This is a genomic window from Enterobacter sp. PL_is511, from assembly GCF_055816065.1.
In genome coordinates, this window is record NZ_JBVPGP010000023.1 from 336,276 (window position 1) to 362,419 (window position 26,144).

At 55.2% G+C, this 26,144-nt stretch carries 25 protein-coding genes and 1 other RNA gene; 14 read left to right on the forward strand and 12 right to left on the reverse strand.

Going from position 1 to position 26,144, the window contains the following annotated elements; translation table 11 throughout:
* Nucleotides 1-26: 26 nt before the first annotated feature.
* From gshB to metK, 6 genes are all read right to left on the reverse strand, one after another.
* Entirely contained in the window at nt 27-974 is a 948-nt protein-coding gene (gshB, locus tag AC0TN7_RS13915) for a glutathione synthase (RefSeq protein WP_061714498.1), read from the reverse strand.
* A gap of 19 nt (nt 975-993) precedes the next feature.
* Nucleotides 994-1,725 (reverse strand): 16S rRNA (uracil(1498)-N(3))-methyltransferase, encoded by a 732-nt coding sequence (rsmE, locus tag AC0TN7_RS13920; RefSeq protein ID WP_024906558.1) that lies wholly within the window; start codon nt 1,723-1,725, stop codon nt 994-996.
* Between the two features lie 51 nt (nt 1,726-1,776).
* Nucleotides 1,777-2,484 (reverse strand): deoxyribonuclease I, encoded by a 708-nt coding sequence (gene endA, locus AC0TN7_RS13925; RefSeq protein WP_023333343.1) that lies wholly within the window; start codon nt 2,482-2,484, stop codon nt 1,777-1,779.
* A 94-nt stretch (nt 2,485-2,578) separates the two neighbouring features.
* Nucleotides 2,579-3,076, reverse strand: coding sequence for a SprT family zinc-dependent metalloprotease (locus AC0TN7_RS13930; protein ID WP_032650144.1), 498 nt, complete (start codon nt 3,074-3,076; stop codon nt 2,579-2,581).
* 58 nt (nt 3,077-3,134) lie between these two features.
* Entirely contained in the window at nt 3,135-4,532 is a 1,398-nt protein-coding gene (gene galP, locus AC0TN7_RS13935; protein ID WP_048991665.1) for a galactose/proton symporter, read from the reverse strand.
* A gap of 335 nt (nt 4,533-4,867) precedes the next feature.
* Nucleotides 4,868-6,022: a methionine adenosyltransferase gene (gene metK, locus AC0TN7_RS13940; protein ID WP_010435443.1), complete on the reverse strand. Its 1,155-nt coding sequence runs from the start codon at nt 6,020-6,022 to the stop codon at nt 4,868-4,870.
* 425 nt (nt 6,023-6,447) lie between these two features.
* Here metK and AC0TN7_RS13945 point away from each other — a divergent pair, with 425 nt between their 5' ends.
* The 4 genes from AC0TN7_RS13945 to speB all read left to right on the forward strand — a co-directional run bounded on the left by AC0TN7_RS13945 (nt 6,448) and on the right by speB (nt 9,932).
* Nucleotides 6,448-6,591, forward strand: a complete 144-nt coding sequence (locus AC0TN7_RS13945) for a hypothetical protein (protein WP_419716730.1) — start codon at nt 6,448-6,450, stop codon at nt 6,589-6,591.
* 94 nt (nt 6,592-6,685) lie between these two features.
* Nucleotides 6,686-6,817 (forward strand): acid stress response protein YqgB, encoded by a 132-nt coding sequence (yqgB, locus tag AC0TN7_RS13950; protein WP_127312443.1) that lies wholly within the window; start codon nt 6,686-6,688, stop codon nt 6,815-6,817.
* A gap of 8 nt (nt 6,818-6,825) precedes the next feature.
* Complete coding sequence (gene speA / locus AC0TN7_RS13955) at nt 6,826-8,802, forward strand: biosynthetic arginine decarboxylase (RefSeq protein ID WP_024906561.1); 1,977 nt, start codon at nt 6,826-6,828, stop codon at nt 8,800-8,802.
* Between the two features lie 209 nt (nt 8,803-9,011).
* Nucleotides 9,012-9,932, forward strand: coding sequence for an agmatinase (speB, locus tag AC0TN7_RS13960; RefSeq protein WP_008499737.1), 921 nt, complete (start codon nt 9,012-9,014; stop codon nt 9,930-9,932).
* Between the two features lie 50 nt (nt 9,933-9,982).
* Here the strand turns inward: speB and AC0TN7_RS13965 are convergent, their stop codons facing one another.
* Both AC0TN7_RS13965 and loiP read right to left on the reverse strand, forming a co-directional pair.
* Nucleotides 9,983-11,251 (reverse strand): OprD family outer membrane porin, encoded by a 1,269-nt coding sequence (locus tag AC0TN7_RS13965; protein ID WP_473702217.1) that lies wholly within the window; start codon nt 11,249-11,251, stop codon nt 9,983-9,985.
* Nucleotides 11,252-11,461: 210 nt separating this feature from the next.
* Nucleotides 11,462-12,220: a metalloprotease LoiP gene (loiP, locus tag AC0TN7_RS13970; protein ID WP_021242066.1), complete on the reverse strand. Its 759-nt coding sequence runs from the start codon at nt 12,218-12,220 to the stop codon at nt 11,462-11,464.
* Nucleotides 12,221-12,492: 272 nt separating this feature from the next.
* Between loiP and tkt the strand changes: the two genes are divergently transcribed.
* The 7 genes from tkt (at nt 12,493) to AC0TN7_RS14005 (ending at nt 20,875) form a co-directional block, all read left to right on the forward strand.
* Nucleotides 12,493-14,484 carry a transketolase gene (tkt, locus tag AC0TN7_RS13975; protein WP_024906563.1) on the forward strand — a complete coding sequence of 664 codons (1,992 nt, stop codon included), beginning with the start codon at nt 12,493-12,495 and terminating at the stop codon, nt 14,482-14,484.
* Between the two features lie 341 nt (nt 14,485-14,825).
* Entirely contained in the window at nt 14,826-15,845 is a 1,020-nt protein-coding gene (epd, locus tag AC0TN7_RS13980) for an erythrose-4-phosphate dehydrogenase (protein WP_023333324.1), read from the forward strand.
* Between the two features lie 49 nt (nt 15,846-15,894).
* On the forward strand, nt 15,895-17,058 hold the full coding sequence (gene pgk, locus AC0TN7_RS13985; RefSeq protein WP_008499732.1) for a phosphoglycerate kinase: 1,164 nt from the start codon (nt 15,895-15,897) through the stop codon (nt 17,056-17,058).
* A gap of 92 nt (nt 17,059-17,150) precedes the next feature.
* Nucleotides 17,151-18,230 carry a class II fructose-bisphosphate aldolase gene (fbaA, locus tag AC0TN7_RS13990; protein ID WP_008499731.1) on the forward strand — a complete coding sequence of 360 codons (1,080 nt, stop codon included), beginning with the start codon at nt 17,151-17,153 and terminating at the stop codon, nt 18,228-18,230.
* A 186-nt stretch (nt 18,231-18,416) separates the two neighbouring features.
* A complete protein-coding gene (gene mscS, locus AC0TN7_RS13995) occupies nt 18,417-19,271 on the forward strand; it encodes a small-conductance mechanosensitive channel MscS (protein WP_024906566.1) in 855 nt (284 codons plus the stop codon).
* A 145-nt stretch (nt 19,272-19,416) separates the two neighbouring features.
* Nucleotides 19,417-20,052: an arginine exporter ArgO gene (gene argO / locus AC0TN7_RS14000; protein WP_021242063.1), complete on the forward strand. Its 636-nt coding sequence runs from the start codon at nt 19,417-19,419 to the stop codon at nt 20,050-20,052.
* Between the two features lie 91 nt (nt 20,053-20,143).
* Nucleotides 20,144-20,875, forward strand: a complete 732-nt coding sequence (locus AC0TN7_RS14005) for an oxidative stress defense protein (protein WP_090418596.1) — start codon at nt 20,144-20,146, stop codon at nt 20,873-20,875.
* Nucleotides 20,876-20,917: 42 nt separating this feature from the next.
* On the opposite strand, the gene argP is transcribed toward AC0TN7_RS14005, so the two are convergent.
* Nucleotides 20,918-21,811, reverse strand: a complete 894-nt coding sequence (argP, locus tag AC0TN7_RS14010) for a DNA-binding transcriptional regulator ArgP (protein ID WP_008499727.1) — start codon at nt 21,809-21,811, stop codon at nt 20,918-20,920.
* Between the two features lie 127 nt (nt 21,812-21,938).
* Between argP and rpiA the strand changes: the two genes are divergently transcribed.
* Nucleotides 21,939-22,598, forward strand: a complete 660-nt coding sequence (gene rpiA / locus AC0TN7_RS14015) for a ribose-5-phosphate isomerase RpiA (RefSeq protein ID WP_014885151.1) — start codon at nt 21,939-21,941, stop codon at nt 22,596-22,598.
* A 266-nt stretch (nt 22,599-22,864) separates the two neighbouring features.
* Nucleotides 22,865-24,097 (forward strand): phosphoglycerate dehydrogenase, encoded by a 1,233-nt coding sequence (gene serA / locus AC0TN7_RS14020; protein WP_024906569.1) that lies wholly within the window; start codon nt 22,865-22,867, stop codon nt 24,095-24,097.
* A gap of 103 nt (nt 24,098-24,200) precedes the next feature.
* On the opposite strand, the gene AC0TN7_RS14025 is transcribed toward serA, so the two are convergent.
* From AC0TN7_RS14025 to zapA, 3 genes are all read right to left on the reverse strand, one after another.
* Nucleotides 24,201-24,797, reverse strand: a complete 597-nt coding sequence (locus tag AC0TN7_RS14025; RefSeq protein ID WP_061714502.1) for a 5-formyltetrahydrofolate cyclo-ligase — start codon at nt 24,795-24,797, stop codon at nt 24,201-24,203.
* A 24-nt stretch (nt 24,798-24,821) separates the two neighbouring features.
* Nucleotides 24,822-25,005, reverse strand: a non-coding RNA gene (ssrS, locus tag AC0TN7_RS14030) — 6S RNA.
* Nucleotides 25,006-25,046: 41 nt separating this feature from the next.
* On the reverse strand, nt 25,047-25,376 hold the full coding sequence (gene zapA / locus AC0TN7_RS14035) for a cell division protein ZapA (RefSeq protein ID WP_006811891.1): 330 nt from the start codon (nt 25,374-25,376) through the stop codon (nt 25,047-25,049).
* Nucleotides 25,377-25,544: 168 nt separating this feature from the next.
* Between zapA and AC0TN7_RS14040 the strand changes: the two genes are divergently transcribed.
* Complete coding sequence (locus AC0TN7_RS14040; RefSeq protein ID WP_024906571.1) at nt 25,545-26,123, forward strand: YecA/YgfB family protein; 579 nt, start codon at nt 25,545-25,547, stop codon at nt 26,121-26,123.
* Nucleotides 26,124-26,144 lie beyond the last annotated feature (21 nt).

The following is a 26,144-nucleotide window of genomic DNA, read 5'->3' on the forward strand; positions in this document are numbered from 1 at the left end:
GCGCTGTCACTAATAGTATTGTTAGGTTATTTTTGTAAACGCTTTTCGATAGCGTCCATCAGCATGCCGGTGATTGAGACAGGGAATTCCGCCTCAATTTCACGAATGCAGGTCGGGCTGGTGACGTTCACTTCGGTAAGACGATCGCCGATGATATCCAGTCCGACGAAGATCAGACCTTTGGCTTTCAGCGTCGGGCCAACGCGGCGGGCAATTTCCCAGTCGCTTTCGGTCAGCGGACGCGGCTCGCCGCGGCCACCGGCGGCCAGATTACCGCGGGTTTCGCCACCCTGCGGGATTCGTGCCAGGCAGTAAGGAACCGGTTCGCCATCTACCACCAGAACGCGTTTGTCGCCGTCTTTGATCGCCGGAATATAGTTCTGTGCCATGCAGTAACGCGTGCCCAGTTCGGTCAGCGTTTCGGCAATCACGCCAATGTTCGGATCGCTCTCTTTCACGCGGAAAATCGATGCGCCGCCCATGCCGTCCAGCGGCTTCATGATGATATCGCCGTGCTTCTGCCAGAATTCTTTCAGCTGCGCTTTGCTGCGGGTCACCAGGGTTTCCGGCGTCAGGTCAGAGAACCAGGCGGTGTAGAGCTTCTCGTTACAGTCGCGCAGGCTCTGCGGCTTGTTGACGATCAGCGTGCCTTTCTCTTCAGCGCGTTCGAGAATATAGGTGCAGTAGATGTATTCGGTGTCGAACGGCGGATCTTTACGCATCAGGATGACGTTGAGATCGGCCAGGGAAATGTCCTGCTCGGTGCCGAATTCGTACCATTTGTCGTAGTTCTGCTCGACGTTAACGATGCGGGTGCGCGCGCGGGCTTCACCGTTGATCAGGTAAAGATCGTTCATCTCCATATAGTGGAGTTCATAGCCGCGACGCTGCGCTTCCAGCAGCATGGCGAAGCTGGAATCTTTCTTGATGTTAATGTTTGCGATGGGGTCCATCACGATGCCGAGCTTGATCATGTTCTTCTCCGTTAATGCTTCAACCCAGATCGCCAAACCGTACCTGTAGCGCGGTAATGGCCGTGAGTGCCGTTGTCTCAGTGCGCAGAACGCGAGGTCCCAACAGAATATCAGTAAACTGGTAACGTGCCGTCATCGCAATTTCGTCCGCCGACAGGCCGCCTTCGGGGCCAATCAGCAGGCGTACGCGCTCAACGGGCAGGGGCAGCGTATTGATGCTGGCGCTGGCGCGCGGATGAAGATTGAGCTTCAGCCCACTGTCCTCTTCTGCACACCACTCCTCCAGATCCATCGCCGGGCGGATCTCCGGAATACGGTTGCGGCCACTCTGTTCGCAAGCCGCAATGGCAATTTTCTGCCACTGCTGGATCTTTTTGTTCAGACGTTCCGCATCCAGTTTAACGCCACAGCGCTCAGAAAAAAGTGGCGTAATGAGGCTTACACCCAGTTCAATGGATTTCTGAATGGTGAACTCCATTTTCTCGCCGCGCGACATCACCTGGCCCAGATGAATGTGCAGCGGTGATTCCCGGTCGTCCACTTCGCCACGCAGGACGTTAACGTGTACGCTTTTTTTATCAGACCGCGTGATTTCCGCGTCGAAAACCTGGTTCGAGCCGTCGAACAGCTGTATTGCCTGACCTGCGCCCATGCGCAGCACGCGGCCAACGTGGTTGGCGGCGTCATCAGACAGGGCGATTTCGCGGCCTGCGGTAATCAGTTCAGGATGGTAAATGCGGGGAATGCGCATAGTCAGAAATTCCATGTGTCATGCGATATAAGCGAATTGCCGTAGTGTAGGTTAGCTCTTTTGCGCCTGGCAAGCCCGCTGGACGTAAGGGTTGTGATTCCCCTGGACTCTGGCGATACGTTCGTCGCGCTGGCATTCCCACTCCGTCACCGGGTACTGCTTGTCCCAGGCGTTGAACAGCTGCGTCTGCTGGCGGGAAAGGTTGAGGTCGTAACGGTCACGCATATAGAAGTAGGTGCGGGCAATGCTGCCGCGCGCGCGGGCAGGGGGCTCGGCGACTTTCTCTTTAAAATCAACCTTCATACCGCACTGGCCGTACTGGCCTTCGCCACCGTTCCACTGGCTGTACATGAAATTACCCCGGTCGCCGTTCACTTCACCCACGGCAGGCTGCAGGTTATGCATATCGCTTTCCATCTGGCGATACACCGGATCTTTGGCGCAGTTTTTACGTCCGCCATCCTGCCAGCACTGGCGCTGGTGGCCAAACTGCCAGGCCGGAACGACATGCTCCCATTCAATACGGCTGGCGCGGTTTTCGTTTTTACGCACCTTATAGCCGCAGGACTCAAGGTCAACGACCCCTTTTTTACCCTGCCAGTTAATTTTACAGCCGCAGTAGAAATCGCCCGGCACGTCGGCGTTGACCTTCACGCCTGCGGCCTTGGCCTGGGAAAAACTGTTGATACCGTCGGCCAGAGCATGGCCTGAGAGCGCCGTCGTCAGAAAGGCGACCGCGAGAGAAAAATTACGGGACATCTTACACTCCGTGTCAAAACGAGCCCGCAACGTAACGAATGTTGTTCCTGTATGCAATCAGTCAGATCAGGAAAGTTCCTGAAAGTTCAGATGATTATTCCGCAACCAGCGGCTCGCCGCATTTGACGCAGCGGTAGGTCGCCTCGCCGCGCACCACGCGATTATGGCGACGGACGGTAAGCTGGTGCTGCTGACACTGGCAGCGGTAGGGGAAGGTATTGCGGCGCACCGATTCCAGCTCGAACTGATGGGTACGGCGTGCCGGAACGCCGAGCACTGCCTCCATCATCCACTTCCACTCTTTTCCGTGGGGCGCCACGCGGCCAAAGTGTTTCCACACCAGCAGATGTGCCAGCTCGTGCGGTACCACTTCCTCGATAAACGCCTGCTGGTTTTCCATCATCAGCACCGGGTTAAGGCGGATCTCATACGACTCGAGCCAGGCGGTACCGGCCGAGGTTCCACGCTGCTGGTAGACGAGTTTGGGTTCAGGATAATTGCGACCGAGCTTCAGGTTCGCCTGGGCGAGTTTTTCCCGCAGGCTGCGCATAACGGCCTGCTGAATGGCGATGGGGAGACGGGGTGCTTTCATAGGGGCAGAGCATAAAGCGCGAAGCGGGGAGGCGCAAGAGGCGCCTCCCGCAAGATAATTAGTCGTGGGCGCCGATTTCGCGCAGAGGACGACCTTTCATCAGGTTACGTTCAATATGTTCCAGCGAAACGTGTTTGGTTTCTGGAACCAGCCAGATGGTCAGCACAATAAAGAAGATGTTCAGACCGGCGTAGACCCAGAAGGTGTTCGCGTTGCCCAGGGTATTGAGCATGGTCAGGAACGTTGCGCCAACGATCATGTTGGCAACCCAGTTGGTTGCGGTAGAGCAGGTGATACCAAAATCACGCCCTTTCAGCGGCTGGATCTCCGAGCACAGTACCCAGATCAGCGGACCGGCGCTCATCGCAAACCCGACGATAAACATCAGCAGCATGCCTACCGCAAAGTACTGGGCGGTTGGGGAGTGAATGCCCACATGCATCATGGTACCGAGGACGCCCATACCGGCCGCCATCACCAGGAAGCCCAGCGTCAGGGTTGGCTTACGTCCCCAGCGGTCCACCAGACCGATGGCGATAAAGGTCGCCAGCACGTTGGTCAGACCCACGATGACGGTCCCCCACATCTGCTCGGTGGTGTTGGTATAACCCGCCAGCTCAAAGATTTTTGGCGCGTAGTACATGATGACGTTCATCCCGGTGAACTGCTGCATGACCTGCAGCAGCACGCCAAGGAACACCGCGCGGCGGAAGTTGCTGTTCTCTTTAAACAGCGCCCAGCCGGACTGTTTGACCTTCAGGCTTTCGCGGATCTCTTCCAGCTCGTTTTTTGCCTCCGCACTGGTATCGCGCAGGCGAAGCAGCACGCGTTCAGCATCCACGAAGCGGCGTTTGGCAGCGAACCAGCGCGGGCTGTCCGGCAGGAAGAAGACGCCAATCAGCAGCAGGATGGCCGGGATGATGATCACGCCGAGCATCCAGCGCCATGCGCCGCTGTAGCTAAACGCGGTATCGGAAAGGTACGCGCCCAGGATACCGATGGTGATCATGAGCTGGTACATCGAAATCATACTGCCGCGGATTTTCTCCGGCGCGATTTCAGACAGGTAGAGCGGGGCGGTATAGGACGCCACGCCCACGGCAAGGCCGAGCAGCACGCGTGAAACCAGCAGAACCTCAACGTTAGGCGCAGCGGCCGAGAAGAGTGAACCGGCAACGAACAGGATTGCGCCGATCATCAGGCTCTTTTTACGCCCGAGCTTGAAGGAGAGCCAGCCGCTGCCGACGGCCCCGACGGCAGCGCCAAACATCATGGAGCTGACCACCCATTCCTGGGTGTGAGCGCTGATCTGGAACTCGTCAGTGATGAAAGGTAATGCACCGGCAATCACGCCGATATCCAGGCCAAAAAGTAATCCTGCCAGGGCGGCGAGGAAACAGACGAAGAATGTCATCGCCTTGTTGGACGTACGCCCCTGTTTTTTATTGTCAGGCATTATGCCCTCCAGTTGGGTTATCAGTTTTATTGATGTAAAGGGTAGGTGAGTGACTCGTAAAAATATGTGAGATTAATCACATAGGTGTAATCGGTTACACTAACGTGGAACCGTAAAAATAATTAAAGCTTTGAAAATATAGAGGTAAACGAGGTGATGCGCATCGCGTTTGTTAGAATTTCGGACTTAACTGAAATGAAATGTAACAGCAGAAGAAAGGCGATCAGGCAAAGAGATTATTCTGAAAGCGGGATATATTTGGCATGGTGTAATCGGTTTCAAACATAAAAAAAGGCCAGCCCGAAGGCTGGCCTTTTAAAAGCGATGTCAGTCGATTACTTCAGACCGGCAGCTTCACGCAGCAGGGCGGCTTTGTCGGTTTTTTCCCATGGGAAATGTTCACGACCAAAGTGACCGTATGCTGCGGTTTCTTTGTAGATTGGGTGCAGCAGATCCAGCATCTGAATCAGGCCGTATGGACGCAGGTCGAAGAACTCGCGCACCAGCAGCGTCAGCTGTTCTGAAGGCACTTTTTCAGTACCGAAGGTTTCAACCATGATGGAGGTTGGTTCAGCCACGCCGATAGCGTAGGAAACCTGGATCTCACAGCGGTCAGCCAGGCCGGCGGCAACGATGTTTTTTGCCACATAACGTGCCGCGTACGCCGCAGAACGGTCAACTTTAGACGGATCTTTACCGGAGAACGCACCGCCACCGTGACGCGCCATGCCGCCGTAGGTATCAACGATGATTTTACGACCGGTCAGACCGCAGTCACCCATTGGGCCGCCGATAACGAAGCGTCCGGTTGGGTTGATGAAGAATTTGGTTGCAGAGCTCAGCCATTCGGTCGGCAGAACCGGCTTGATGATCTCTTCCATCACCGCTTCCTGCAGGGATTTCTGATCGATATCTTCGGAGTGCTGGGTAGACAGCACTACCGCGTCAATACCGACGATTTTACCGTCGTCGTACTGGAAAGTGACCTGGCTTTTCGCATCCGGGCGCAGCCACGGCAGGGTGCCGTTTTTACGAACTTCAGCCTGACGCTGCACCAGACGGTGTGCGTAGGTGACCGGTGCTGGCATCAGCACGTCGGTTTCGTTGGTTGCATAGCCGAACATCAGACCCTGGTCGCCCGCGCCCTGTTCCAGCGGATCGGCACGGTCAACGCCCTGGTTGATGTCTGGAGACTGTTTGCCAATCGCGCTCAGTACCGCGCAGGAGTTGGCATCAAAGCCCATATCAGAATGCACATAGCCGATCTCACGCACCGTGTTACGGGTGATCTCTTCGATATCAACCCATGCGCTGGTGGTAATCTCACCGCCAACCAGAACCATGCCGGTTTTGACATAGGTTTCACACGCTACGCGCGCTTTTGGATCCTGCGCCAGGATCGCATCCAGCACCGCATCGGAGATTTGGTCAGCAATTTTATCAGGATGTCCTTCTGATACGGACTCGGACGTAAACAGGTGTTTTGCCATGTTTTATTTCACCTAAGAGGAATTTGGTTAGCTCAAGCTGCTGTGTGGAATAGCCAAAGGAGATAATTCTACCAAGGCCTGCAGGTTTTTGACACTGGCAGTATGAGTGTTAATCAGTATAGATGGATTAACATCTGGATGGCTATTTTAGGTCACTTCTTCGCCCGATTTCCAGTTTTTTTTGACTAACCTCTCACTCAGTTGAAATTGCTGCTGGCAATAATTCCTGACGGCCCCGGCAACACGCGCATTTTTGTTTTGCTTTTTAGCCCCCTTCTCGGTATAAAACGCGGCGCGCGGCTCATATAAAATAAGCGCTCGATGAACTCATCGTGTCGCCACTTCCAGCCGGGTTAAGCAGTGAACTTTTAGCTTTGGCTTGGGGTCCGTTTCAGCAGAGGCGGCCGTGGAGGTGATACGAGATAATGAACCATCGTTTTCCGCTAATTCAGCGCAGCCGTTCTGGCGCGTATTTGATTCCCGCAACCCGCATTTCTAGTCTGCAAACCTGCCGATGTTATACCCATCTCGGCGCTTCTCAGGATTCCAGGGCCGGTCACGCTTTGTGAAAACTGAACAAGGGCGCTCTTGTTAATACAAGAGTTTTCTCGTGGTTTCGCCGAACCTTGTCATACAGAGTTCGGATACGTGTTTTACAATGATATGAATAAGAAACCGGTCGCACGGTCTGGATTTCAGCATACTCTGCTGGGAAACGGAGCCGTTTATGGGTTGTTATCGCCGTATAACGCTGCGATAGTAGTCAACTGTTTTACACTTAATACAAAGAGTTGAGGTTCGCTATGTCTGACGACATGTCTTCTTTTTCGCCTTCGTCAGCGGGCGAACAGGGTGTACTACGTTCTATGCAGGAGGTTGCGATGAGCTCCGAGGAAGCCAGCAAAATGCTGCGCACTTACAATATTGCCTGGTGGGGCAATAACTACTACGACGTCAACGAACTGGGCCACATCAGCGTCTGCCCGGATCCGGACGTCCCTGAAGCGCGCGTGGACCTTGCTAAACTGGTGAAAGCCCGTGAAGCTCAGGGCCAGCGTTTGCCTGCACTGTTCTGCTTCCCGCAGATCCTGCAACATCGCCTGCGTTCTATTAACGCCGCCTTCAAGCGCGCGCGTGAGTCCTACGGCTATAAAGGCGACTACTTCCTGGTTTACCCGATCAAGGTGAACCAGCACCGCCGCGTGATTGAATCCCTGATCCACTCCGGCGAGCCGCTGGGGCTGGAGGCTGGCTCCAAAGCGGAGCTGATGGCGGTTCTGGCGCATGCGGGCATGACCCGTTCGGTGATCGTCTGTAACGGCTATAAAGACCGTGAATACATTCGTCTGGCGCTGATTGGCGAGAAGATGGGCCACAAGGTCTATCTGGTTATCGAAAAGATGACCGAAATCGCCATCGTGCTGGAAGAGGCCGAGCGTCTGAACGTGGTGCCACGCCTTGGCGTGCGTGCGCGTCTGGCGTCACAGGGTTCCGGCAAATGGCAGTCCTCCGGCGGCGAAAAATCCAAGTTCGGCCTGGCGGCGAACCAGGTGCTGCAACTGGTGGAAATCCTGCGCGAGCGCGGTCGTCTCGACAGCATTCAGCTGCTGCACTTCCACCTCGGCTCGCAGATGGCCAACATTCGCGACATCGCCACCGGCGTGCGTGAGTCAGCGCGTTTCTACGTTGAGCTGCACAAGCTTGGCGTGAACATTCAGTGCTTCGACGTGGGCGGCGGCCTGGGCGTGGACTACGAAGGGACCCGCTCGCAGTCGGACTGCTCCGTGAACTACGGCCTGAACGAATACGCGAACAATATCATCTGGGCGATCGGCGATGCCTGTGAAGAGAACGGCCTGCCGCACCCGACGGTAATCACCGAATCCGGTCGCGCGGTCACCGCGCACCATACGGTGCTGGTCTCTAACATCATCGGCGTTGAGCGTAGCGAAATCACCGAAGCGACGCCTCCGGCAGACGATGCCCCGCGTTCCCTGCAAAGCATGTGGGAAACCTGGCAGGAAATGCACGAGCCGGGCACGCGTCGTTCCCTGCGCGAATGGCTGCACGACAGCCAGATGGACCTGCATGACATCCACGTGGGGTATTCCTCAGGCACCTTCAGCCTGCAGGAGCGCGCGTGGGCGGAGCAGCTCTATCTGAACATGTGCCATGAAGTGCAGAAACAGCTCGACCCGAGCAACCGTGCGCACCGTCCGATTATCGACGAGCTGCAGGAGCGTATGGCGGATAAGATTTACGTCAACTTCTCGCTGTTCCAGTCGATGCCGGATGCCTGGGGTATCGACCAGCTGTTCCCGGTTCTGCCGCTGGAAGGGCTGAACCACGCCCCGGAACGTCGTGCGGTGCTGCTGGACATCACCTGTGACTCCGACGGTGCTATCGACCACTACGTTGACGGCGACGGTATCGCAACGACGATGCCAATGCCGGAGTACGACCCGGAGAACCCGCCGATGCTGGGTTTCTTTATGGTCGGCGCGTATCAGGAGATCCTCGGCAACATGCACAACTTGTTCGGTGATACCGAGGCGGTTGACGTGTTTGTCTTCCCTGACGGCAGCGTGGAAGTTGAGCTGTCTGACGAAGGGGATACCGTGGCGGACATGCTGGAATACGTTCAGCTGGATCCGAAAACCCTGCTGACGCAGTTCCGCGACCAGGTGAAAAACACCGGGCTGGACGATGCGCTGCAGCAGCAATTCCTGGAAGAGTTTGAAGCGGGTCTGTACGGGTACACCTACCTGGAAGACGAGTAGGAAAACCTCCCTCTCCCTGTGGGAGAGGGGCGGGGTGAGGGCATCAGCCCGCACAATGCCCTATACTCACTTGAACCCGTATGCATTACCGGCGATAATTCGCCCCAATAAGCGATTTACGAATCAATCCCTTCCTCGTCGGGTTTAACGACGCGGAGGGGATTTTTTTCATCTGTTTTTAATGTATCGACTTTAAAAGAGGTCAGGACATGAGCACTTTAGGTCATCAGTACGATAACTCTCTGGTATCTAACGCGTTTGGTTTTTTACGCCTTCCAATGAACTTCCAGCCGTACGACAGCGACGCGGACTGGGTGATCACCGGCGTGCCGTTCGATATGGCAACATCTGGTCGTGCGGGTGGTCGTCACGGTCCGGCGGCGATTCGTCAGGTTTCCACTAACCTGGCCTGGGAGCATAACCGCTTCCCGTGGAACTTCGACATGCGCGAGCGCCTGAACGTGGTGGACTGCGGTGACCTGGTGTATGCCTTTGGTGACGCGCGTGAGATGAGCGAAAAGCTGCAGGCGCACGCCGAGAAGCTGCTGGCTGCCGGTAAGCGCATGCTCTCCTTCGGCGGCGACCACTTCGTGACCCTGCCGCTGCTGCGCGCCCACGCGAAGCACTTCGGTAAAATGGCGCTGGTACACTTTGATGCGCATACCGACACCTACGCGAACGGCTGTGAGTTTGACCACGGTACCATGTTCTTCACCGCGCCGAATGAAGGTCTGATCGACCCGAACCACTCCGTGCAGATCGGTATTCGCACCGAGTTCGACAAGGACAACGGTTTCACCGTGCTGGATGCGGGTCAGGTTAACGATCGCGGCGTAGATGACATCCTCGCGCAGGTGAAGCAGATCGTGGGTGATATGCCTGTGTATCTGACCTTCGACATCGACTGCCTGGATCCGGCATTTGCACCGGGTACCGGTACGCCGGTGATCGGCGGCCTGACCTCAGACCGCGCTATCAAGCTGGTGCGCGGCCTGAAGGACCTGAACATTGTCGGGATGGACGTGGTGGAAGTGGCGCCTGCGTATGACCAGTCCGAAATCACTGCGCTTGCCGCAGCGACCCTGGCACTGGAAATGCTCTACATCCAGGCTGCCAAAAAAGGCGAATAAGCCTCGCCTGACGTGAAAAAACCTCTCCATGGAGAGGTTTTTTATTGCCTTTAGAACACGTTAAACGGGTATTCCACGTAAGCGCGGATCTCGTCCCCGCCCACGTTATAGTCGCTGGCGTTGCTGGAGACGCGCAGCACGGAATAGCGCAGTTTCAGTTTCAGATCCTTTGCCGGACCATCCTGCACCTGGTACTGGATCTGGTTAAACCACTCGTGCTCTTTACCGTTGCTGGTTTCAGAGGTTTTGATGTTATCGCCGCGCACGTAGGCGGTGGTCCAGCTCAGGCCCGGTAAACCAAGGCCGCCAAAGTCCAGACCGTAGGATGCCTGCCAGGAACGTTCATCTTCGCCGTTAAAATCAGACCAGTAGGAGTTCGCCAGCCAGATGGTGTTACCGCCGTCACCCACGCCGCCCTGGTCGCGATAGCCGCCATAGTTGTAGCCGGTGCTGCCGCTGCTCTGCTGGTAGGCCACTTTGAACGTGTGAATATCCCAGATGTAGCTCGCCGCCAGGCTCCAGATGGCGTTGCTGCGGCCCGTGTCGAGGCTGTCAGCGTAACCCTGGTCCAGACGGGAGTTATAGCCGTTGAAGTCGAGCACCAGCTGCTGCCCGGTGCTGAACGGCTGTTTGAAGTTCAGACCCAGATACTGCTTGTTCATCACCTCTTCATTATGAGAGGCGTAAAGCGCGCCGCTGAACTGGTCGTTGAACTGGTAGCTTGCGCCGCCGAAGGAGAGGCTCTTCAGCCCGCTGTCGTGGCGGTCATCGCTTTTACGCTGCTCGTCGGTGAAGTAACCGGCGTTGATTTCCAGACCGTCGATCTCTTTTGAGGTCAACATAGCGCCGGTGTAGCTTTCAAACAGCAGGCGGGAGCTGTCGGCATTGATGATAGGCAGCTCAGGACGCTGATTCCCGTAGCTTAGCACGGTGTTCGATATGCGCATTTTGGCGGTTGCGCCAAACTTTGCCAGATCGGATTTTGCCCGGCCATCATCTTCCTGTTTAAAGAAGTCGATGCCGCCTGCGCCGCTTTTGCCCCGGCCGCCGTCCAGGCGCACGCCGTATTGAGCAATACCGTCCACACCAAAGCCCACAGGCCCTTCGGTATAGCCGGATGCAAACGTGGCGATGATCCCCTGACCCCATTCGGCTTTGTCCTGCTGGCCCTGATGGTAGTCGCGGCTGATATAGGCATTGCGTAAAAACAGATCCAGATGGCTGTCGTCAATAAAACCCTGACTGTCGGATTGCTGGCTTGCAGCGGCAGGTAATGCGGCAAATAAACTTAAAGCAATTAATGATAATTCTTTTTTCACGGAGGGAACGTCTCTGTCTGGATATATTAATTTGAATAAAAGCGGAAGTGATAATTACCGGAAAAAATGACCTTTGCAATAATTATGTGACCAGACATTTCAATATGATAACGTAGATTTGGCGGGGCTTGCAGGGGTGTTATCGATATGTGCTGTTAAGTTAACAATTCATGCGAAATAAAAAGGAGGCAAAACTGCCTCCTTCTGAAATTATTTAATTCCGTCTGCGGCCATACGGTCGCGAATATGCTGTGCGCGCTCTTCTGAGGCTGGGTGATCGTCAAACATGGAGCTTTGACGTCCCGCTTCCAGTTTGGCCAGTTTTTCAAAGCTGGTGGCTAAACCTGATGGATTAATGCCGCGTTTGCGCAACAGATCGTAGGAGTAATCATCCGCTTCGGACTCCTGACGCTGGGAGAACTGGGAGTTAACCAGCTTTTCACCCACGTCGCCAAGCTGCGACTGCGACAGGCTGCCAACGATACCACCCGCTGAGGCCGCCGCAGCGCGGATGGCGTTAGTGCCTAAAGCAACCTGCATCCCTTTCTTCACGTGGCCCAGGGCAACGTGGCCCATTTCATGGCCGATGACCGCTTCCACTTCGTTGTCGGTCATCATGTCCATCAGCCCGCTATAGACGCGGATGCAGCCGTTCGCCATCGCGAAGGCGTTCACGTCTTTCGCCATGTACACCTTGTAGTTCACCGGCTGGCCGTTGATGTTATCGCCCAGCGCAGAAGCAATCTTATTCAGACGCTGCGTGTAGGTACTGTTAGCCGGCGCAAGCGTGGCTTTTCCGTCCATATCTTTACAGGCCTGGTCGCTCAGCGCTTTCACCTGCGCATCGCTCAGGGAATAGGCCTGAAAGGCCTCTGCGCCTGACGTCATCAGACCGTTAGAATCCATATTCTGACAGCCGCTCAGCAGGAGCGTTGTACCCAGGGCCAGCACTATTGCACGCATTTTCATGAGGTTGCTTCCGTACTCGTTAATCTGAATAAAATCCGAAAAGTGCACCGTCAGCGAAGCCGGTGTCGGGCTAAGTATAAGGAATATCGACAGAGCCGGGCGAGCAGATTGCGCAACATGCGAGCATGATCCAGAGATTTCTTAACAAGCAAAAGAATGCTCCATGTACATGACTTGCGGCTTGGGTTACATTGTTGGCACTTTTTTCCGGCGTAGCCCAAAACGCGCTGTCGTCAAGGGCATGGCCTTTAACAGTCCGATCTGGAGTTAAAATGTCCTCACGTAAAGAGCTTGCTAATGCTATTCGTGCGCTGAGCATGGACGCAGTACAGAAAGCCAAATCCGGCCACCCAGGGGCCCCTATGGGTATGGCTGATATCGCCGAAGTCCTGTGGCGCGATTTCCTGAACCACAACCCGCAGAACCCGTCATGGGCTGACCGCGACCGTTTCGTACTGTCTAACGGCCACGGCTCTATGCTGATCTATAGCCTGCTGCACCTCACCGGCTACGATCTGCCAATTGAAGAGCTGAAAAACTTCCGTCAGCTGCACTCTAAAACTCCAGGTCACCCGGAAGTGGGCTACACCGCTGGCGTAGAAACCACCACCGGCCCGCTGGGTCAGGGTATTGCTAACGCTGTGGGTATGGCGATTGCTGAGAAGACGCTGGCGGCGCAGTTCAACCGTCCTGGTCACGACATCGTTGACCACTTCACCTACGCGTTCATGGGCGACGGCTGCATGATGGAAGGCATTTCTCACGAAGTGTGCTCCCTGGCAGGTACCCTGAAGCTGGGCAAACTGGTTGCGTTCTATGACGACAACGGTATCTCCATCGACGGTCACGTTGAAGGCTGGTTCACCGACGACACCGCTAAACGTTTCGAAGCCTACGGCTGGCACGTTGTGCGTGGCGTTGATGGCCACGATGCTGACTCGATTAAACGTGCAGTAGAAGAAGCGCGCGCGGTGACGGACAAGCCGTCCCTGCTGATGTGCAAAACAATCATCGGCTTCGGTTCGCCGAACAAAGCGGGTACGCACGACTCCCACGGCGCGCCGCTGGGCGACGCGGAAATCGCACTGACCCGCGAAGCGCTGGGCTGGAAACACCCTGCATTCGAAATCCCATCTGAGATCTACGCTCAGTGGGATGCAAAAGAAGTGGGCCAGGCGAAAGAAGCGGCCTGGAACGAGAAGTTCGCTGCTTACGCGAAAGCGTTCCCGCAGGAAGCGGCTGAATTCACCCGTCGTATGAAAGGCGGCATGCCGTCTGACTTCGACGCGAAAGCGAACGAGTTCATCGCTAAGCTGCAGGCGAACCCGTCTAAAATCGCGAGCCGTAAAGCGTCTCAGAATGCGATTGAAGCGTTCGGTCCTCTGCTGCCTGAATTCCTCGGCGGCTCCGCTGACCTGGCGCCATCTAACCTGACCCTGTGGTCCGGTTCTAAGCCAATCAACGAAGACACTGCCGGTAACTACATCCATTACGGTGTACGTGAATTCGGTATGACTGCGATTGCCAACGGTATCTCTCTGCACGGTGGTTTCCTGCCGTACACCTCTACCTTCCTGATGTTCGTTGAATATGCACGTAACGCCGTGCGTATGGCCGCGCTGATGAAACAGCGTCAGGTGATGGTCTACACCCACGACTCCATCGGTCTGGGCGAAGACGGTCCAACTCACCAGCCGGTAGAGCAGGTGGCTTCCCTGCGCGTGACCCCAAACATGAGCACATGGCGTCCGTGTGACCAGGTTGAATCCGCGGTAGCGTGGAAATACGGCGTTGAGCGTCAGGACGGTCCAACCGCGCTGATCCTCTCCCGTCAGAACCTGGCGCAGCAGGAGCGTACCCCTGAGCAGCTGGCGAACATCGCTCGCGGTGGTTACGTGCTGAAAGATAGCGCGGGCCAGCCAGAGCTGATCTTCATCGCCACCGGTTCTGAAGTTGAACTGGCTGTGGCAGCGTGGGAAAAACTGACTGCCGAAGGCGTGAAGGCGCGCGTGGTCTCCATGCCGTCTACCGACGCGTTCGACAAGCAGGATGCCGCTTACCGTGAATCCGTGCTGCCTAAAGCGGTTTCCGCTCGCGTGGCAGTGGAAGCGGGTATCGCTGACTACTGGTTCAAATACGTGGGCCTGAACGGCGCTATCGTCGGTATGACCACCTTCGGTGAGTCTGCTCCGGCAGAGCAGCTGTTCGAAGAATTCGGCTTCACCGTTGAGAACGTTGTCGCGAAAGCGAAAGAACTGCTGTAATCGTTTGTACGGTGCGGGCTGATGCCCTCACCCCAGCCCTCTCCCACTGGGAGAGGGTGCAAACACTAAAAACGGTAACCTCTCGGTTACCGTTTTGCTTTTATCTCGCCGTAAATTATTCCACCTAAAATGTGACGCAAGTCATATAGCTCGCTTATTCATCTGGACAGACATTCCTTTTATTCCCCGATTCGCTTATTCTTGCTGAAGCGTTTCAGTCGATTAAATGTTCGACAATTGACCAATCAATCGCAGTTTGTGACAGCAAGGATTCCCCTTCGGGCGTAGCTGGATTACTCTTTCAGCCACCTCAAACTCAGGGATTGCTTTGCAGGAGATCTATGACCGTACGCGTAGCGATTAATGGCTTCGGTCGCATCGGACGTAATGTGGTTCGTGCTTTGTATGAATCCGGACGTCGGGCGGAAATAACCGTGGTGGCAATCAATGAACTGGCGGATGCTACGGGCATGGCGCATTTGTTGAAATACGACACCAGCCACGGACGATTTGCCTGGGATGTGCGCCAGGAAAGAGATCAGCTCTTTGTGGGTGACGACGCTATTCGTGTGCTGCATGAGAACAGCATCTCCGGGCTACCCTGGCGTGAACTGGGTGTGGATGTGGTGCTTGACTGTACCGGTGTCTACGGCAACCGCGAACATGGCGAAGCGCATCTGGCTGCCGGCGCGAAAAAAGTCCTGTTTTCTCATCCCGGCAGTAACGACCTCGACGCGACCGTCGTGTTTGGCGTCAACCAGCATGAGCTGCAGGCCGAACACCGCATTGTTTCCAACGCCTCCTGTACCACCAACTGCATTATTCCGGTCATCAAACTGTTAGACGATGCGTATGGCATTGAATCCGGCACCGTGACCACGATTCACTCCGCCATGCACGATCAGCAGGTTATCGACGCCTACCATCCGGATTTACGACGCACTCGCGCGGCGAGCCAGTCAATCATTCCGGTGGATACGAAACTGGCGGCAGGGATCACCCGAATTTTTCCGCAGTTTAATGACCGCTTTGAAGCGATTGCCGTGCGTGTTCCAACGATTAACGTCACTGCAATCGACCTTAGCGTGACGGTGAAAAAACCGGTAAAAGCCTGTGAAGTCAACCTGTTGCTGCAAAAAGCGGCACAGGGGGCATTTCATGGTATAGTTGACTATACGGAATTACCGTTGGTCTCAGTAGATTTTAACCACGACCCGCACAGCGCCATCGTCGATGGCACGCAAACGAGGGTCAGTGGCGCACACCTTATCAAGACGCTGGTCTGGTGTGATAACGAATGGGGCTTTGCTAACCGAATGCTCGACACCACGTTAGCAATGGCTGCTCAAGGTTTCAGGTAAGACGCATCGTGCGTCTGCAAAACTTTAAGAATCAACGAGAGGATTCACCATGTCTGTAATTAAGATGACCGATCTGGATCTGGCTGGTAAACGCGTTTTCATCCGTGCCGATCTGAACGTACCGGTTAAAGATGGCAAAGTGACCAGCGACGCGCGTATCCGTGCATCTCTGCCAACCATCGAGCTGGCTCTGAAGCAGGGCGCGAAAGTGATGGTCACCTCCCACCTGGGTCGTCCAACTGAAGGCGAGTACAACGAAGAGTTCTCTCTGCTGCCAGTGGTTAATTACCTGAAAGACAAACTGTCCAACCCGGTTCGCCTGGTGAAAGATTACCTGGACGGCGTTGACGTTGCAGCCGGTGAACTGGTTGTTCTGGAAAACGTTCGCTTCAACAAAGGCGAGAAGAAAGACGACGAAACCCTGTCCAAAAAATACGCTGCACTGTGCGACGTATTCGTGATGGATGCCTTCGGTACGGCGCACCGTGCTCAGGCGTCTACCCACGGTATCGGTAAATTCGCAGACGTAGCGTGTGCCGGTCCTCTGCTGGCTGATGAACTGGAAGCGCTGGGTAAAGCACTGAAAGAACCTGCTCGTCCAATGGTCGCTATCGTTGGTGGTTCTAAAGTTTCCACCAAACTGACCGTTCTGGATTCCCTGTCTAAAATCGCTGACCAGCTGATCGTTGGCGGTGGTATCGCGAACACCTTCGTTGCCGCTCAGGGCCACAACGTCGGTAAATCCCTGTACGAAGCAGACCTGGTTGACGAAGCCAAACGCCTGCTGGGTACCTGTGATATCCCGGTTCCAACTGACGTTCGCGTCGCGACCGAGTTCTCCGAAACCGCAACCGCGACTCTGAAGTCTGTCAACGACATCAAAGACGAAGAGCAGATTCTGGATCTGGGCGACGTTTCTGCACAGAAACTGGCTGAAATCCTCAAAAACGCAAAAACTATCCTGTGGAACGGTCCGGTAGGCGTGTTCGAATTCCCGAACTTCCGCAAAGGGACTGAAATCGTTGCTAACGCTATCGCAGACAGCGAAGCGTTCTCTATCGCAGGCGGTGGTGACACCCTGGCAGCAATCGACCTGTTCGGTATCGCTGACAAGATCTCCTACATCTCCACTGGTGGCGGCGCATTCCTCGAATTCGTGGAAGGCAAAGTACTGCCAGCAGTAGCAATGCTCGAAGAGCGCGCTAAGAAGTAAGCCATTCAAGGGCAGGGAAACCTGCCCAATTTTCAGCGCGCTTTTAAGAGCTCGCACCTTTTCTAACGGCCGAAGATACAGGACTAAGCAACATGTCTAAAATTTTTGATTTCGTAAAACCTGGCGTTATCACTGGTGATGACGTACAGAAAGTGTTCCAGGTAGCTAAAGAAAACAACTTCGCTCTGCCAGCAGTTAACTGCGTGGGTACCGACTCCATCAACGCCGTACTGGAAACTGCTGCTAAAGTTAAAGCACCGGTTATCGTTCAGTTCTCTAACGGCGGCGCTGCGTTCATCGCAGGTAAAGGCGTGAAAACTGATATTCCTCAGGGTGCTGCAATCCTGGGCGCTATCTCTGGTGCGCACCACGTACACCAGATGGCTGAACACTACGGTGTTCCAGTTATCCTGCACACTGACCACTGCGCGAAGAAACTGCTGCCGTGGATCGACGGTCTGCTGGACGCGGGTGAAAAACACTTCGCGGCAACCGGTAAGCCACTGTTCTCTTCTCACATGATCGACCTGTCTGAAGAGTCACTGCACGAAAACATCGAAATCTGCTCTAAGTACCTGGCGCGCATGGCCAAAATGGACATGACCCTGGAAATCGAACTGGGTTGCACCGGTGGTGAAGAAGACGGCGTGGACAACAGCCACATGGACGCTTCTGCACTGTACACCCAGCCAGAAGACGTTGATTACGCTTACACCGAGCTGAGCAAAATCAGCCCACGCTTCACCATTGCAGCGTCCTTCGGTAACGTACACGGCGTTTACAAACCAGGCAACGTGGTTCTGACCCCAACCATCCTGCGTGATTCTCAGGAATACGTTTCCAAGAAACACAACCTGCCGCACAACAGCCTGAACTTCGTCTTCCACGGCGGTTCCGGTTCTTCTGCTCAGGAAATCAAAGACTCCGTAAGCTACGGCGTAGTGAAAATGAACATCGATACCGACACCCAGTGGGCAACCTGGGACGGTATTCTGCAGTACTACAAAGCGAACGAAGCTTACCTGCAGGGCCAGCTGGGCAACCCGAAAGGCGAAGACCAGCCGAACAAGAAATACTACGATCCACGCGTATGGCTGCGCGCTGCCCAGACGTCCATGGTGACCCGTCTGGAGCAGGCTTTCAAAGAACTGAACGCGATCGACGTTCTGTAATTTGAGCTGCTAACAGCATCAGAAGGCCCGCAAATGCGGGCCTTTTTTTATGCTTTTTCAATACCCTGCCGGACCGGTTTTTGTGATCTGTTTGGCAATACTTGCGCTTTTTGTTTACCCTTTACGGACCTGCCTGTCTCCATGGGGGATGGATTTTGTGTTTTGGTTTAACAAAAGGAAGAATAAATGGAACAACTCGATGTTGTAGACAGCATCAATAACGCCGGTAACTGGCTGGTGCGTAACCAGGCGCTGCTGCTGAGCTATGCCGTGAACATCGTCGCGGCGATTGCCATCATCATCGTCGGGATGATCGTGGCGCGTATCGTATCTAACGCGGTTAACCGCGTAATGCTGGCCCGTCACATTGACGCCACGGTGGCTGACTTTCTCTCCGCACTGGTGCGCTACGGCATTATCGCCTTTACGCTGATTGCGGCGCTGGGCCGCGTGGGCGTGCAGACCGCCTCCGTTATTGCCGTTCTCGGTGCCGCCGGTCTGGCCATTGGTCTGGCGCTGCAGGGCTCACTTTCAAACCTGGCGGCAGGCGTTCTGCTGGTGACCTTCCGTCCGTTCCGTTCCGGCGAATACGTTGATCTTGGCGGCATTGCCGGGACCGTGCTGCAGGTGCAGATTTTCTCAACGACCATGCGTACCGTCGATGGTCGCATCGTGGTCGTACCTAACGGGAAAATCATCGCGGGCAACATCATTAACTTCTCCCGTGAGCCGGTGCGTCGTAATGAGCTGATTATCAGCGTGGCGTACGATTCCGATATCGATCAGGTGAAGTCGCTGATTAGCAACATCATTGCTTCAGACGATCGCATTCTGAAAGACAAAGAGCAGACGGTTCGCCTGAACGAACTGGGCGCGTCCTCCATTAACTTCGTGGTGCGCATCTGGAGCAAGAGCAGCGATCTGCAAAACGTGTACTGGGACGTGCTGGAACGCATTAAGCGCGACTTCGACGCCAACGGCATCAGCTTCCCGTACCCGCAGATGGACGTAAACGTCAAAAAAGTTAAAGAAGCAGAATAACGTCACCCGTAGGCCCGGTAAGCGCTAGCGCCACCGGGCTTTATTTTTATAAGCCCCGCTAATCCCCAATTAAAATTATCCATTTCCTCTAATGTGATTTGCGCAGTATAGTCGGCTTCCAGAACAACTCTGCGAGAAAATCGTCATGCTATCTTATTATTTTCAAGGGCTTGCATTAGGCGCGGCCATGATCCTTCCGCTCGGCCCGCAAAATGCGTTCGTGATGAACCAGGGCATCCGCCGCCAGTATCATCTGATGATTGCCCTGCTGTGCGCGGTAAGCGATTTACTGCTGATCTGTGCCGGGATTTTTGGCGGCAGTGCATTGCTGATGCAGTCTCCCTGGCTGCTGGCGCTGGTCACCTGGGGCGGCGTGGCGTTTCTGCTATGGTATGGTTTTGGTGCCCTGAAAACGGCGATGAGCAGCAACCTCGAGCTGGCGAGCGCGGAGGTCATGAAGCAGGGCCGCTGGAAGATTATCGTCACCATGCTGGCGGTCACCTGGCTTAATCCGCATGTTTATCTGGACACCTTTGTGGTGCTGGGTAGCCTGGGCGGTCAACTGGACGTAGAGCCGAAACGCTGGTTTGCTCTCGGTACGGTCAGCGCCTCGTTCCTCTGGTTCTTCGGTCTCGCCATTCTGGCGGCATGGCTGGCACCCCGTCTGCGTACGGCCAAAGCCCAGCGCATCATTAATACCCTGGTGGGGCTGGTGATGTGGTTTATTGCCTTTCAGCTGGCAAAAGAGGGGATTCACCACGTTCAGGAATTGTTCAACTAATCCTTGTCTTATGGACAACTGAACAAGACCCGCTAAGCTTGCTGGCATGCGCCCTGTTAATGGGCACTCTTCGCAACATGGAGGAATAACAGTGAAGTTTAAGGTGATGGCCCTGGCGGCATTAGTAAGTTTTGGTGCGGTGTCGGCGCAGGCAAGTGAACTGCCGGATGGCCCGCACATCGTCACTTCTGGCACCGCAAGCGTGGACGCGGTACCCGATGTTGCAACCCTGGCAATTGAGGTGAATGTGGCGGCGAAAGATGCGGCAACGGCCAAGAAGCAGGCTGACGATCGTGTTGCGCAATATCTCTCTTTCCTCGAGCAGAACGGCGTCGGTAAAAAAGATATCAACTCTGCGAACCTGCGTACTCAACCCGATTACGACTACCAGAATGGCAAAAGCATCCTGAAAGGCTACCGTGCCGTGCGTACCGTTGAAGTGACCGTGCGTCAGCTGGATAAGCTTAACTCGCTGCTGGACGGTGCGCTGAAGGCAGGCCTGAACGAGATCCGTTCCGTGTCGCTGGGCGTTGCGCAACCGGAGAAATACAAAGACGAAGCGCGTAAGGCGGCGATTGATGATGCCATTCACCAGGCGGAACAGCTGGCTTCTGGCTTTAAGAGCAAGCTCGGCCCGGTTTACAGCGTGCGTTACCACGTCTCTAACTACCAGCCAAGCCCGATGGTACGGATGATGAAGGCTGATGCAGCCCCGGTGTCCGCTCAGGAAACTTACGAGCAGCCAACCATTCAGTTCGACGATCAGGTGGATGTGGTCTTCCAGCTGGAACCCGTTGCAGCACAGCCGAAACCTGCACAATAAGCAACAGGCCGGATAAGGCGTAGCCGCCACCCGGCTTATTTTTTAATCCTGCCTCAACACCTTGTGCCCGTACGCCAGCAGCGCGTCGGTGACGTTGCGCATCATCCGGCTTTCCGGCGCAAAACGGTGCCAGTAGAGCATCCGACGCTGATACAGCCCCGGCGTTAAGTCAATCAGCTCACCGCTTTTCAACTCTTTCTCAATCTGCAGATGCGGAATCATGCAGCAGGTGGTGCCCTGGCGCGCAAGCTGCACGAAGGCTTCAGACGAGTTGACGATATGGCAAGGCACGCTGCCCGGCGGAAGATCGAAGTTTTGCTGCAGGAACGCCTGATGCATATCATCCAGATGGTCGAACGCCACGGCAGGGGCTTTCAGCAGCGCCGCGCGGGTCACCCCGTTGGGGAAGTAGCGCTCGGCAAAGGCTTTTGAACCCACAAACAGGTAATCCAGTGCGCCTAACTGATCGACAAGGCAACTCGGCAACGCCTGAGGCTGGATACTGACCGCCCCAACTACCTCACCGCGACGCAGGCGCTCCTGGGTACGGGTTTCATCTTCAACCTGTAAATTCAGGCGGATAGGGGAGTCAGCTAATACCGGCGCCAGGGCTGGCAGCAGCCAGGTCGCCAGACTGTCGGCGTTGACCGCCAGAGAGAGCAGCAGCGGCGTAGAGCCCGTTTGTTCGTCACCCAGCCACTCGTCTTCCAGCAGTTCAACCTGGCGCAGCAGGGCGAGGAGCTTTTGTCCCTGCTCGGTTGGCCGTGGCGGCACGGTACGCACCAGCAGCGGCTGGCCGAACATGTTTTCAAGCTGTTTGATACGCTGTGATACGGCGGACTGCGTGATGCAAAGCTTTTGCGCCGCGCGCTCAAAACCTCGTTCACGAATAACTGCATCAAGTGCCTGTAGTGTTCTGTAGTCCGGACGTTTCATTGCTCTGGCTGGCTCCTTAATTTTGCTTATTCTGCACTATGACACAATTTTCCCTTTGTGGCAGACGAATTCCATTCGACGTGTTCTATAATGCGCCCTGAGTTTTCACACCACAGGCAAAACGATCATGACGCAGGATGAACTGAAAAAAGCAGTAGGATGGGCCGCTCTCCAGTACGTACAGCCGGGTACCATTGTCGGTGTCGGTACGGGATCAACCGCGGCACACTTTATCGATGCGCTGGGCACGATGAAGGGGCAGATCGAGGGCGCGGTTTCCAGCTCTGATGCTTCCACGGAAAAGCTGAAAAGCCTCGGCATTACCGTTTTCGATCTCAACGAAGTGGATCGTCTGGGGATTTACGTTGATGGCGCGGATGAAATCAACGGCCACATGCAGATGATCAAAGGCGGCGGCGCGGCGCTGACGCGCGAAAAAATCATCGCCTCCGTTGCGGACAAGTTTATCTGCATCGCAGACGCCTCCAAGCAGGTTGACATTCTGGGCAATTTCCCGCTGCCGGTCGAAGTGATCCCGATGGCGCGCAGCGCGGTTGCCCGTCAGCTGGTGAAGCTGGGCGGTCGTCCGGAATATCGTCAGGGCGTAGTCACCGACAACGGTAACGTGATCCTCGACGTTCACGGTCTGGAAATTCTCGACGCGATTGCGCTGGAAAATGCCATCAACGCTATCCCAGGCGTAGTGACCGTAGGGCTATTCGCCAACCGTGGCGCGGATGTGGCGCTGATCGGCACCGCTGACGGCGTGAAAACCATCGTAAAATGATCTGACGGGGGGAGTCCTCCCCCCGCTAAAAAATTTTTGAAAAGCTAAATTCGGTGACTTGTGTCACGTTTTTGAGCCTCTTTTGCCGATCCTGCCGCGTTTGTAAATTTCCATAGCATTTTCCTCTGACATTTTGCTCTGTATGACTTTTCTTCAGAGTGCCGACGCAAACGTTCATATTGCTGCAATAGTTTTTTTTGATATGTTGGCTACAGCGGATTCATATCCAGCACAACATCAGTTCAGACAAAAACAGGGTCGGGTAAATGGCAAAGGTATCACTGGAGAAAGACAAGATTAAATTCCTGCTGGTCGAGGGCGTGCATCAAAAAGCAATCGATAGCCTTCGTGCGGCAGGTTACACCAACATCGAATTTCACAAAGGGGCGCTCGATACCGAAGAGCTGAAAGCGTCCATCCGTGATGCCCACTTCATTGGCCTGCGATCCCGTACTCACCTGACTGAAGACGTTATTGCTGCGGCGGAAAAGCTGGTGGCTATCGGCTGCTTCTGCATCGGTACCAACCAGGTTGACCTGAATGCTGCCGCCAGACGCGGTATTCCCGTCTTCAACGCCCCGTTCTCCAACACCCGTTCCGTGGCGGAGCTGGTGATTGGCGAACTGCTGCTGCTGCTGCGCGGCATTCCTGAAGCGAACGCCAAAGCGCACCGCGGTGTGTGGAACAAGCTGGCGTCTGGCTCCTATGAAGCGCGTGGTAAAAAGCTGGGGATTATCGGCTACGGCCACATCGGTACACAGCTCGGTATTCTGGCGGAATCCCTGGGTATGCACGTGTTTTTCTACGATATCGAAAGCAAGCTGCCGCTGGGTAACGCCACCCAGGTTCAACACCTCTCTGATCTGCTGAACATGAGCGACGTGGTGAGCCTCCACGTGCCGGAAAATGCGTCCACCAAAAACATGATGGGCGCGGAAGAGCTGGCGCTGATGAAGCCGGGCTCACTGCTGATTAACGCCGCGCGCGGCACGGTTGTCGATATCCCGGCACTGGCTGATGCGCTGAAGCGTAAGCATCTGGCGGGCGCGGCCATCGACGTGTTCCCGACGGAGCCAGCCACCAACAGCGATCCGTTTACCTCTCCGCTGTGCGAGTTCGACAACGTGATCCTGACGCCACACATCGGCGGTTCGACCCAGGAAGCGCAGGAGAATATCGGTCTGGAAGTGGCGGGTAAGCTGAGCAAATACTCCGACAATGGTTCTACGCTCTCTGCCGTGAACTTCCCGGAAGTGTCGCTGCCGCTGCACGGTGGTCGTCGTCTGCTGCACATCCACGAAAACCGTCCGGGCGTGCTGACCGCCATCAACCAGATCTTTGCCGAGCAGGGCGTCAACATCGCCGCGCAGTATCTGCAAACGAACTCGCAGATGGGTTACGTGGTCATTGATATCGAAGCGGATGACGATGTTGCCGAGAAAGCATTGCTGAGCATGAAGTCTATTGCGGGGACGATTCGCGCGCGTCTGCTGTACTGATGGTGCGAGGTAAATGCAAAACGGTAACGATAGTTACCGTTTTTTATGTTTTCACCCTCTCCCTGTGGGAGAGGGCTGGGGTGAGGGCCTCAGGCTGCCTGTTTCACCACTCCCACAACTTCGATGGCGTCACTACCGCCGGCAACGGCACATCCCACTTCTCTACCGGCAACGCCTCCACGCCCTGACAATCATGCGCGTAACCCACCGGCTGCACCCCGTACTGCTGCCAGTTTTGCAGCGTCCTGTCATAAAAACCGCCGCCCATCCCTAAACGCTGGCCCTGTTCATCAAACGCCACCAGCGGCGTAATCAGCACATCCAGCTGTGACAGCGGCAGCACGTCGCGCACGTCGAGTTTCGGCTCGGTGATTTTCAGGCGATTCACCACCAGCTCGCTGTGCGGGTGGTAGTGCAGAAACAGCAGATTACCGTCGCTAAACGGGTGCAGCACCGGCAGGTAGACTTTCTTCCCGGCGCGCCAGAGCTGCTCTATCAGCGGTTGGGTATCCAGCTCTCCATCAAATGACAGAAACAGCGCAACGGTGTGCGCCATTACGACAGGGGGATACGCCATCATACGGGCGGCGGCCTGCTGGGCAAAATGCGCTTGCTGATCGGGGGTTAACGCACGGCGGCGCTGACGAATGAGCTGACGGATATCCTGGCGTGAAGCAGAAACTTCAGGGAATTGAGTCATGGTAGTCGGTAGAAGAAAAGAGAGGGAATCTCCGAGATGCCGCCGCAGGCTGTAACCCTTGAACCCTTGGTTCAAGGTGAATGTGTCGTCATAGTTTTAAGGCTTCTCGGACGGACCGAGCATGCTCACCAACCATGGAGCGCCACATTCTTGTGGTATGAAATATCGGCTCAGGGGACTGGCCCGCTTGCGAACATCTCAGAGAAATTTTGTCTTCACAGTTACTCTACCATAGTCAACTGAGAAGTGTTATTCAAACTTTGGTCCCGGTCTTTCGGGATTGCGACCTTGATCAAGCAATGCCTGTTCTATGGTCTGCTGGAGCATTTTAATGCGCTGCTCCATGCTTGCCGCGTAGTCGCGGGTCTTCGCTTTTTCCTGAGTCAGTTCATAGCTGATGTTCAACGCGGCGATGAAAACCAGCTGCTCAGTATTTGTGACTCTAGTGCGTTCTTTTAGATCTTGCAACCGCTGATTCAAATCGTCCGCTGCCTGATTCAAAGCATCCCTTTGTTCAGGCGGACAATTCACTCGCAGTGAACGGCCAAAAATCTGGAGATCGACGGGTTGTGCAGACATGCCACCTTCCTGCTGATTGACTGCGCTGCCTTCGCTTACTGCCCCGGGGGCTGCGAAGGGGCGACACTATAGCTACCCTGATGTGAAGATACAAGCCCTTTTCTGGTATCACCAGGGTCCAAAGTGGTAGCATATCATGAAACTTCCCCCCTTTGACGACGAATGCTCATGTCTATACAGAACGAAATGCCTGGTTACAAGGATTTAAACCAGTTACTGAACCAGCAGGGAGTCGGTTTAACCCCTGCCGAAATGCACGGTCTGATCAGTGGCATGCTGTGCGGCGGAAACAGCGACAGCTCATGGCAGCCGCTGATCCACGACCTCACGAATGAAGGGCTGGCGTTTGGTCACGAGCTGGCGGAAGCGCTGCGTAAAATGCATGCCGCCATCAGTGATTCGCTGGAAGACGATGGCTTCCTTTTTCAGCTTTATCTGCCTGAAGGCGACGACGTCAGCGTGTTCGATCGCGCCGATGCGCTGGCCGGCTGGGTAAACCACTATCTGCTGGGGCTGGGCGTGACGCAGCCTAAACTGGATAAAGTCACCGGCGAAGCGGGTGAAGCGATCGACGACCTGCGTAACATCGCCCAGCTTGGCTACGATGAAGACGAAGACCAGGAAGAGCTGGAAATGTCGCTTGAAGAGATTATCGAGTACGTGCGCGTGGCGGCACTGCTGTGCCACGACAACTTCACGCGCTCACAGCCGACTGCGCCGGAAGTCCGCAAGCCAACCTTACATTAAGAAAAATAACGCACAGGAGGG

Coding starts and splice junctions, on each gene's coding strand:
- gshB (WP_061714498.1), bottom strand. CDS start 974: ATGATCAAGCTCGGCATCGTGATGGACCCCATCGCAAACATTAACATC.
- rsmE (WP_024906558.1), bottom strand. CDS start 1,725: ATGCGCATTCCCCGCATTTACCATCCTGAACTGATTACCGCAGGCCGC.
- endA (WP_023333343.1), bottom strand. CDS start 2,484: ATGTCCCGTAATTTTTCTCTCGCGGTCGCCTTTCTGACGACGGCGCTC.
- AC0TN7_RS13930 (WP_032650144.1), bottom strand. CDS start 3,076: ATGAAAGCACCCCGTCTCCCCATCGCCATTCAGCAGGCCGTTATGCGC.
- galP (WP_048991665.1), bottom strand. CDS start 4,532: ATGCCTGACAATAAAAAACAGGGGCGTACGTCCAACAAGGCGATGACA.
- metK (WP_010435443.1), bottom strand. CDS start 6,022: ATGGCAAAACACCTGTTTACGTCCGAGTCCGTATCAGAAGGACATCCT.
- AC0TN7_RS13945 (WP_419716730.1), top strand. CDS start 6,448: ATGAACCATCGTTTTCCGCTAATTCAGCGCAGCCGTTCTGGCGCGTAT.
- yqgB (WP_127312443.1), top strand. CDS start 6,686: ATGAATAAGAAACCGGTCGCACGGTCTGGATTTCAGCATACTCTGCTG.
- speA (WP_024906561.1), top strand. CDS start 6,826: ATGTCTGACGACATGTCTTCTTTTTCGCCTTCGTCAGCGGGCGAACAG.
- speB (WP_008499737.1), top strand. CDS start 9,012: ATGAGCACTTTAGGTCATCAGTACGATAACTCTCTGGTATCTAACGCG.
- loiP (WP_021242066.1), bottom strand. CDS start 12,220: ATGAAAATGCGTGCAATAGTGCTGGCCCTGGGTACAACGCTCCTGCTG.
- tkt (WP_024906563.1), top strand. CDS start 12,493: ATGTCCTCACGTAAAGAGCTTGCTAATGCTATTCGTGCGCTGAGCATG.
- epd (WP_023333324.1), top strand. CDS start 14,826: ATGACCGTACGCGTAGCGATTAATGGCTTCGGTCGCATCGGACGTAAT.
- pgk (WP_008499732.1), top strand. CDS start 15,895: ATGTCTGTAATTAAGATGACCGATCTGGATCTGGCTGGTAAACGCGTT.
- fbaA (WP_008499731.1), top strand. CDS start 17,151: ATGTCTAAAATTTTTGATTTCGTAAAACCTGGCGTTATCACTGGTGAT.
- mscS (WP_024906566.1), top strand. CDS start 18,417: ATGGAACAACTCGATGTTGTAGACAGCATCAATAACGCCGGTAACTGG.
- argO (WP_021242063.1), top strand. CDS start 19,417: ATGCTATCTTATTATTTTCAAGGGCTTGCATTAGGCGCGGCCATGATC.
- argP (WP_008499727.1), bottom strand. CDS start 21,811: ATGAAACGTCCGGACTACAGAACACTACAGGCACTTGATGCAGTTATT.
- rpiA (WP_014885151.1), top strand. CDS start 21,939: ATGACGCAGGATGAACTGAAAAAAGCAGTAGGATGGGCCGCTCTCCAG.
- serA (WP_024906569.1), top strand. CDS start 22,865: ATGGCAAAGGTATCACTGGAGAAAGACAAGATTAAATTCCTGCTGGTC.
- AC0TN7_RS14025 (WP_061714502.1), bottom strand. CDS start 24,797: ATGACTCAATTCCCTGAAGTTTCTGCTTCACGCCAGGATATCCGTCAG.
- zapA (WP_006811891.1), bottom strand. CDS start 25,376: ATGTCTGCACAACCCGTCGATCTCCAGATTTTTGGCCGTTCACTGCGA.
- AC0TN7_RS14040 (WP_024906571.1), top strand. CDS start 25,545: ATGTCTATACAGAACGAAATGCCTGGTTACAAGGATTTAAACCAGTTA.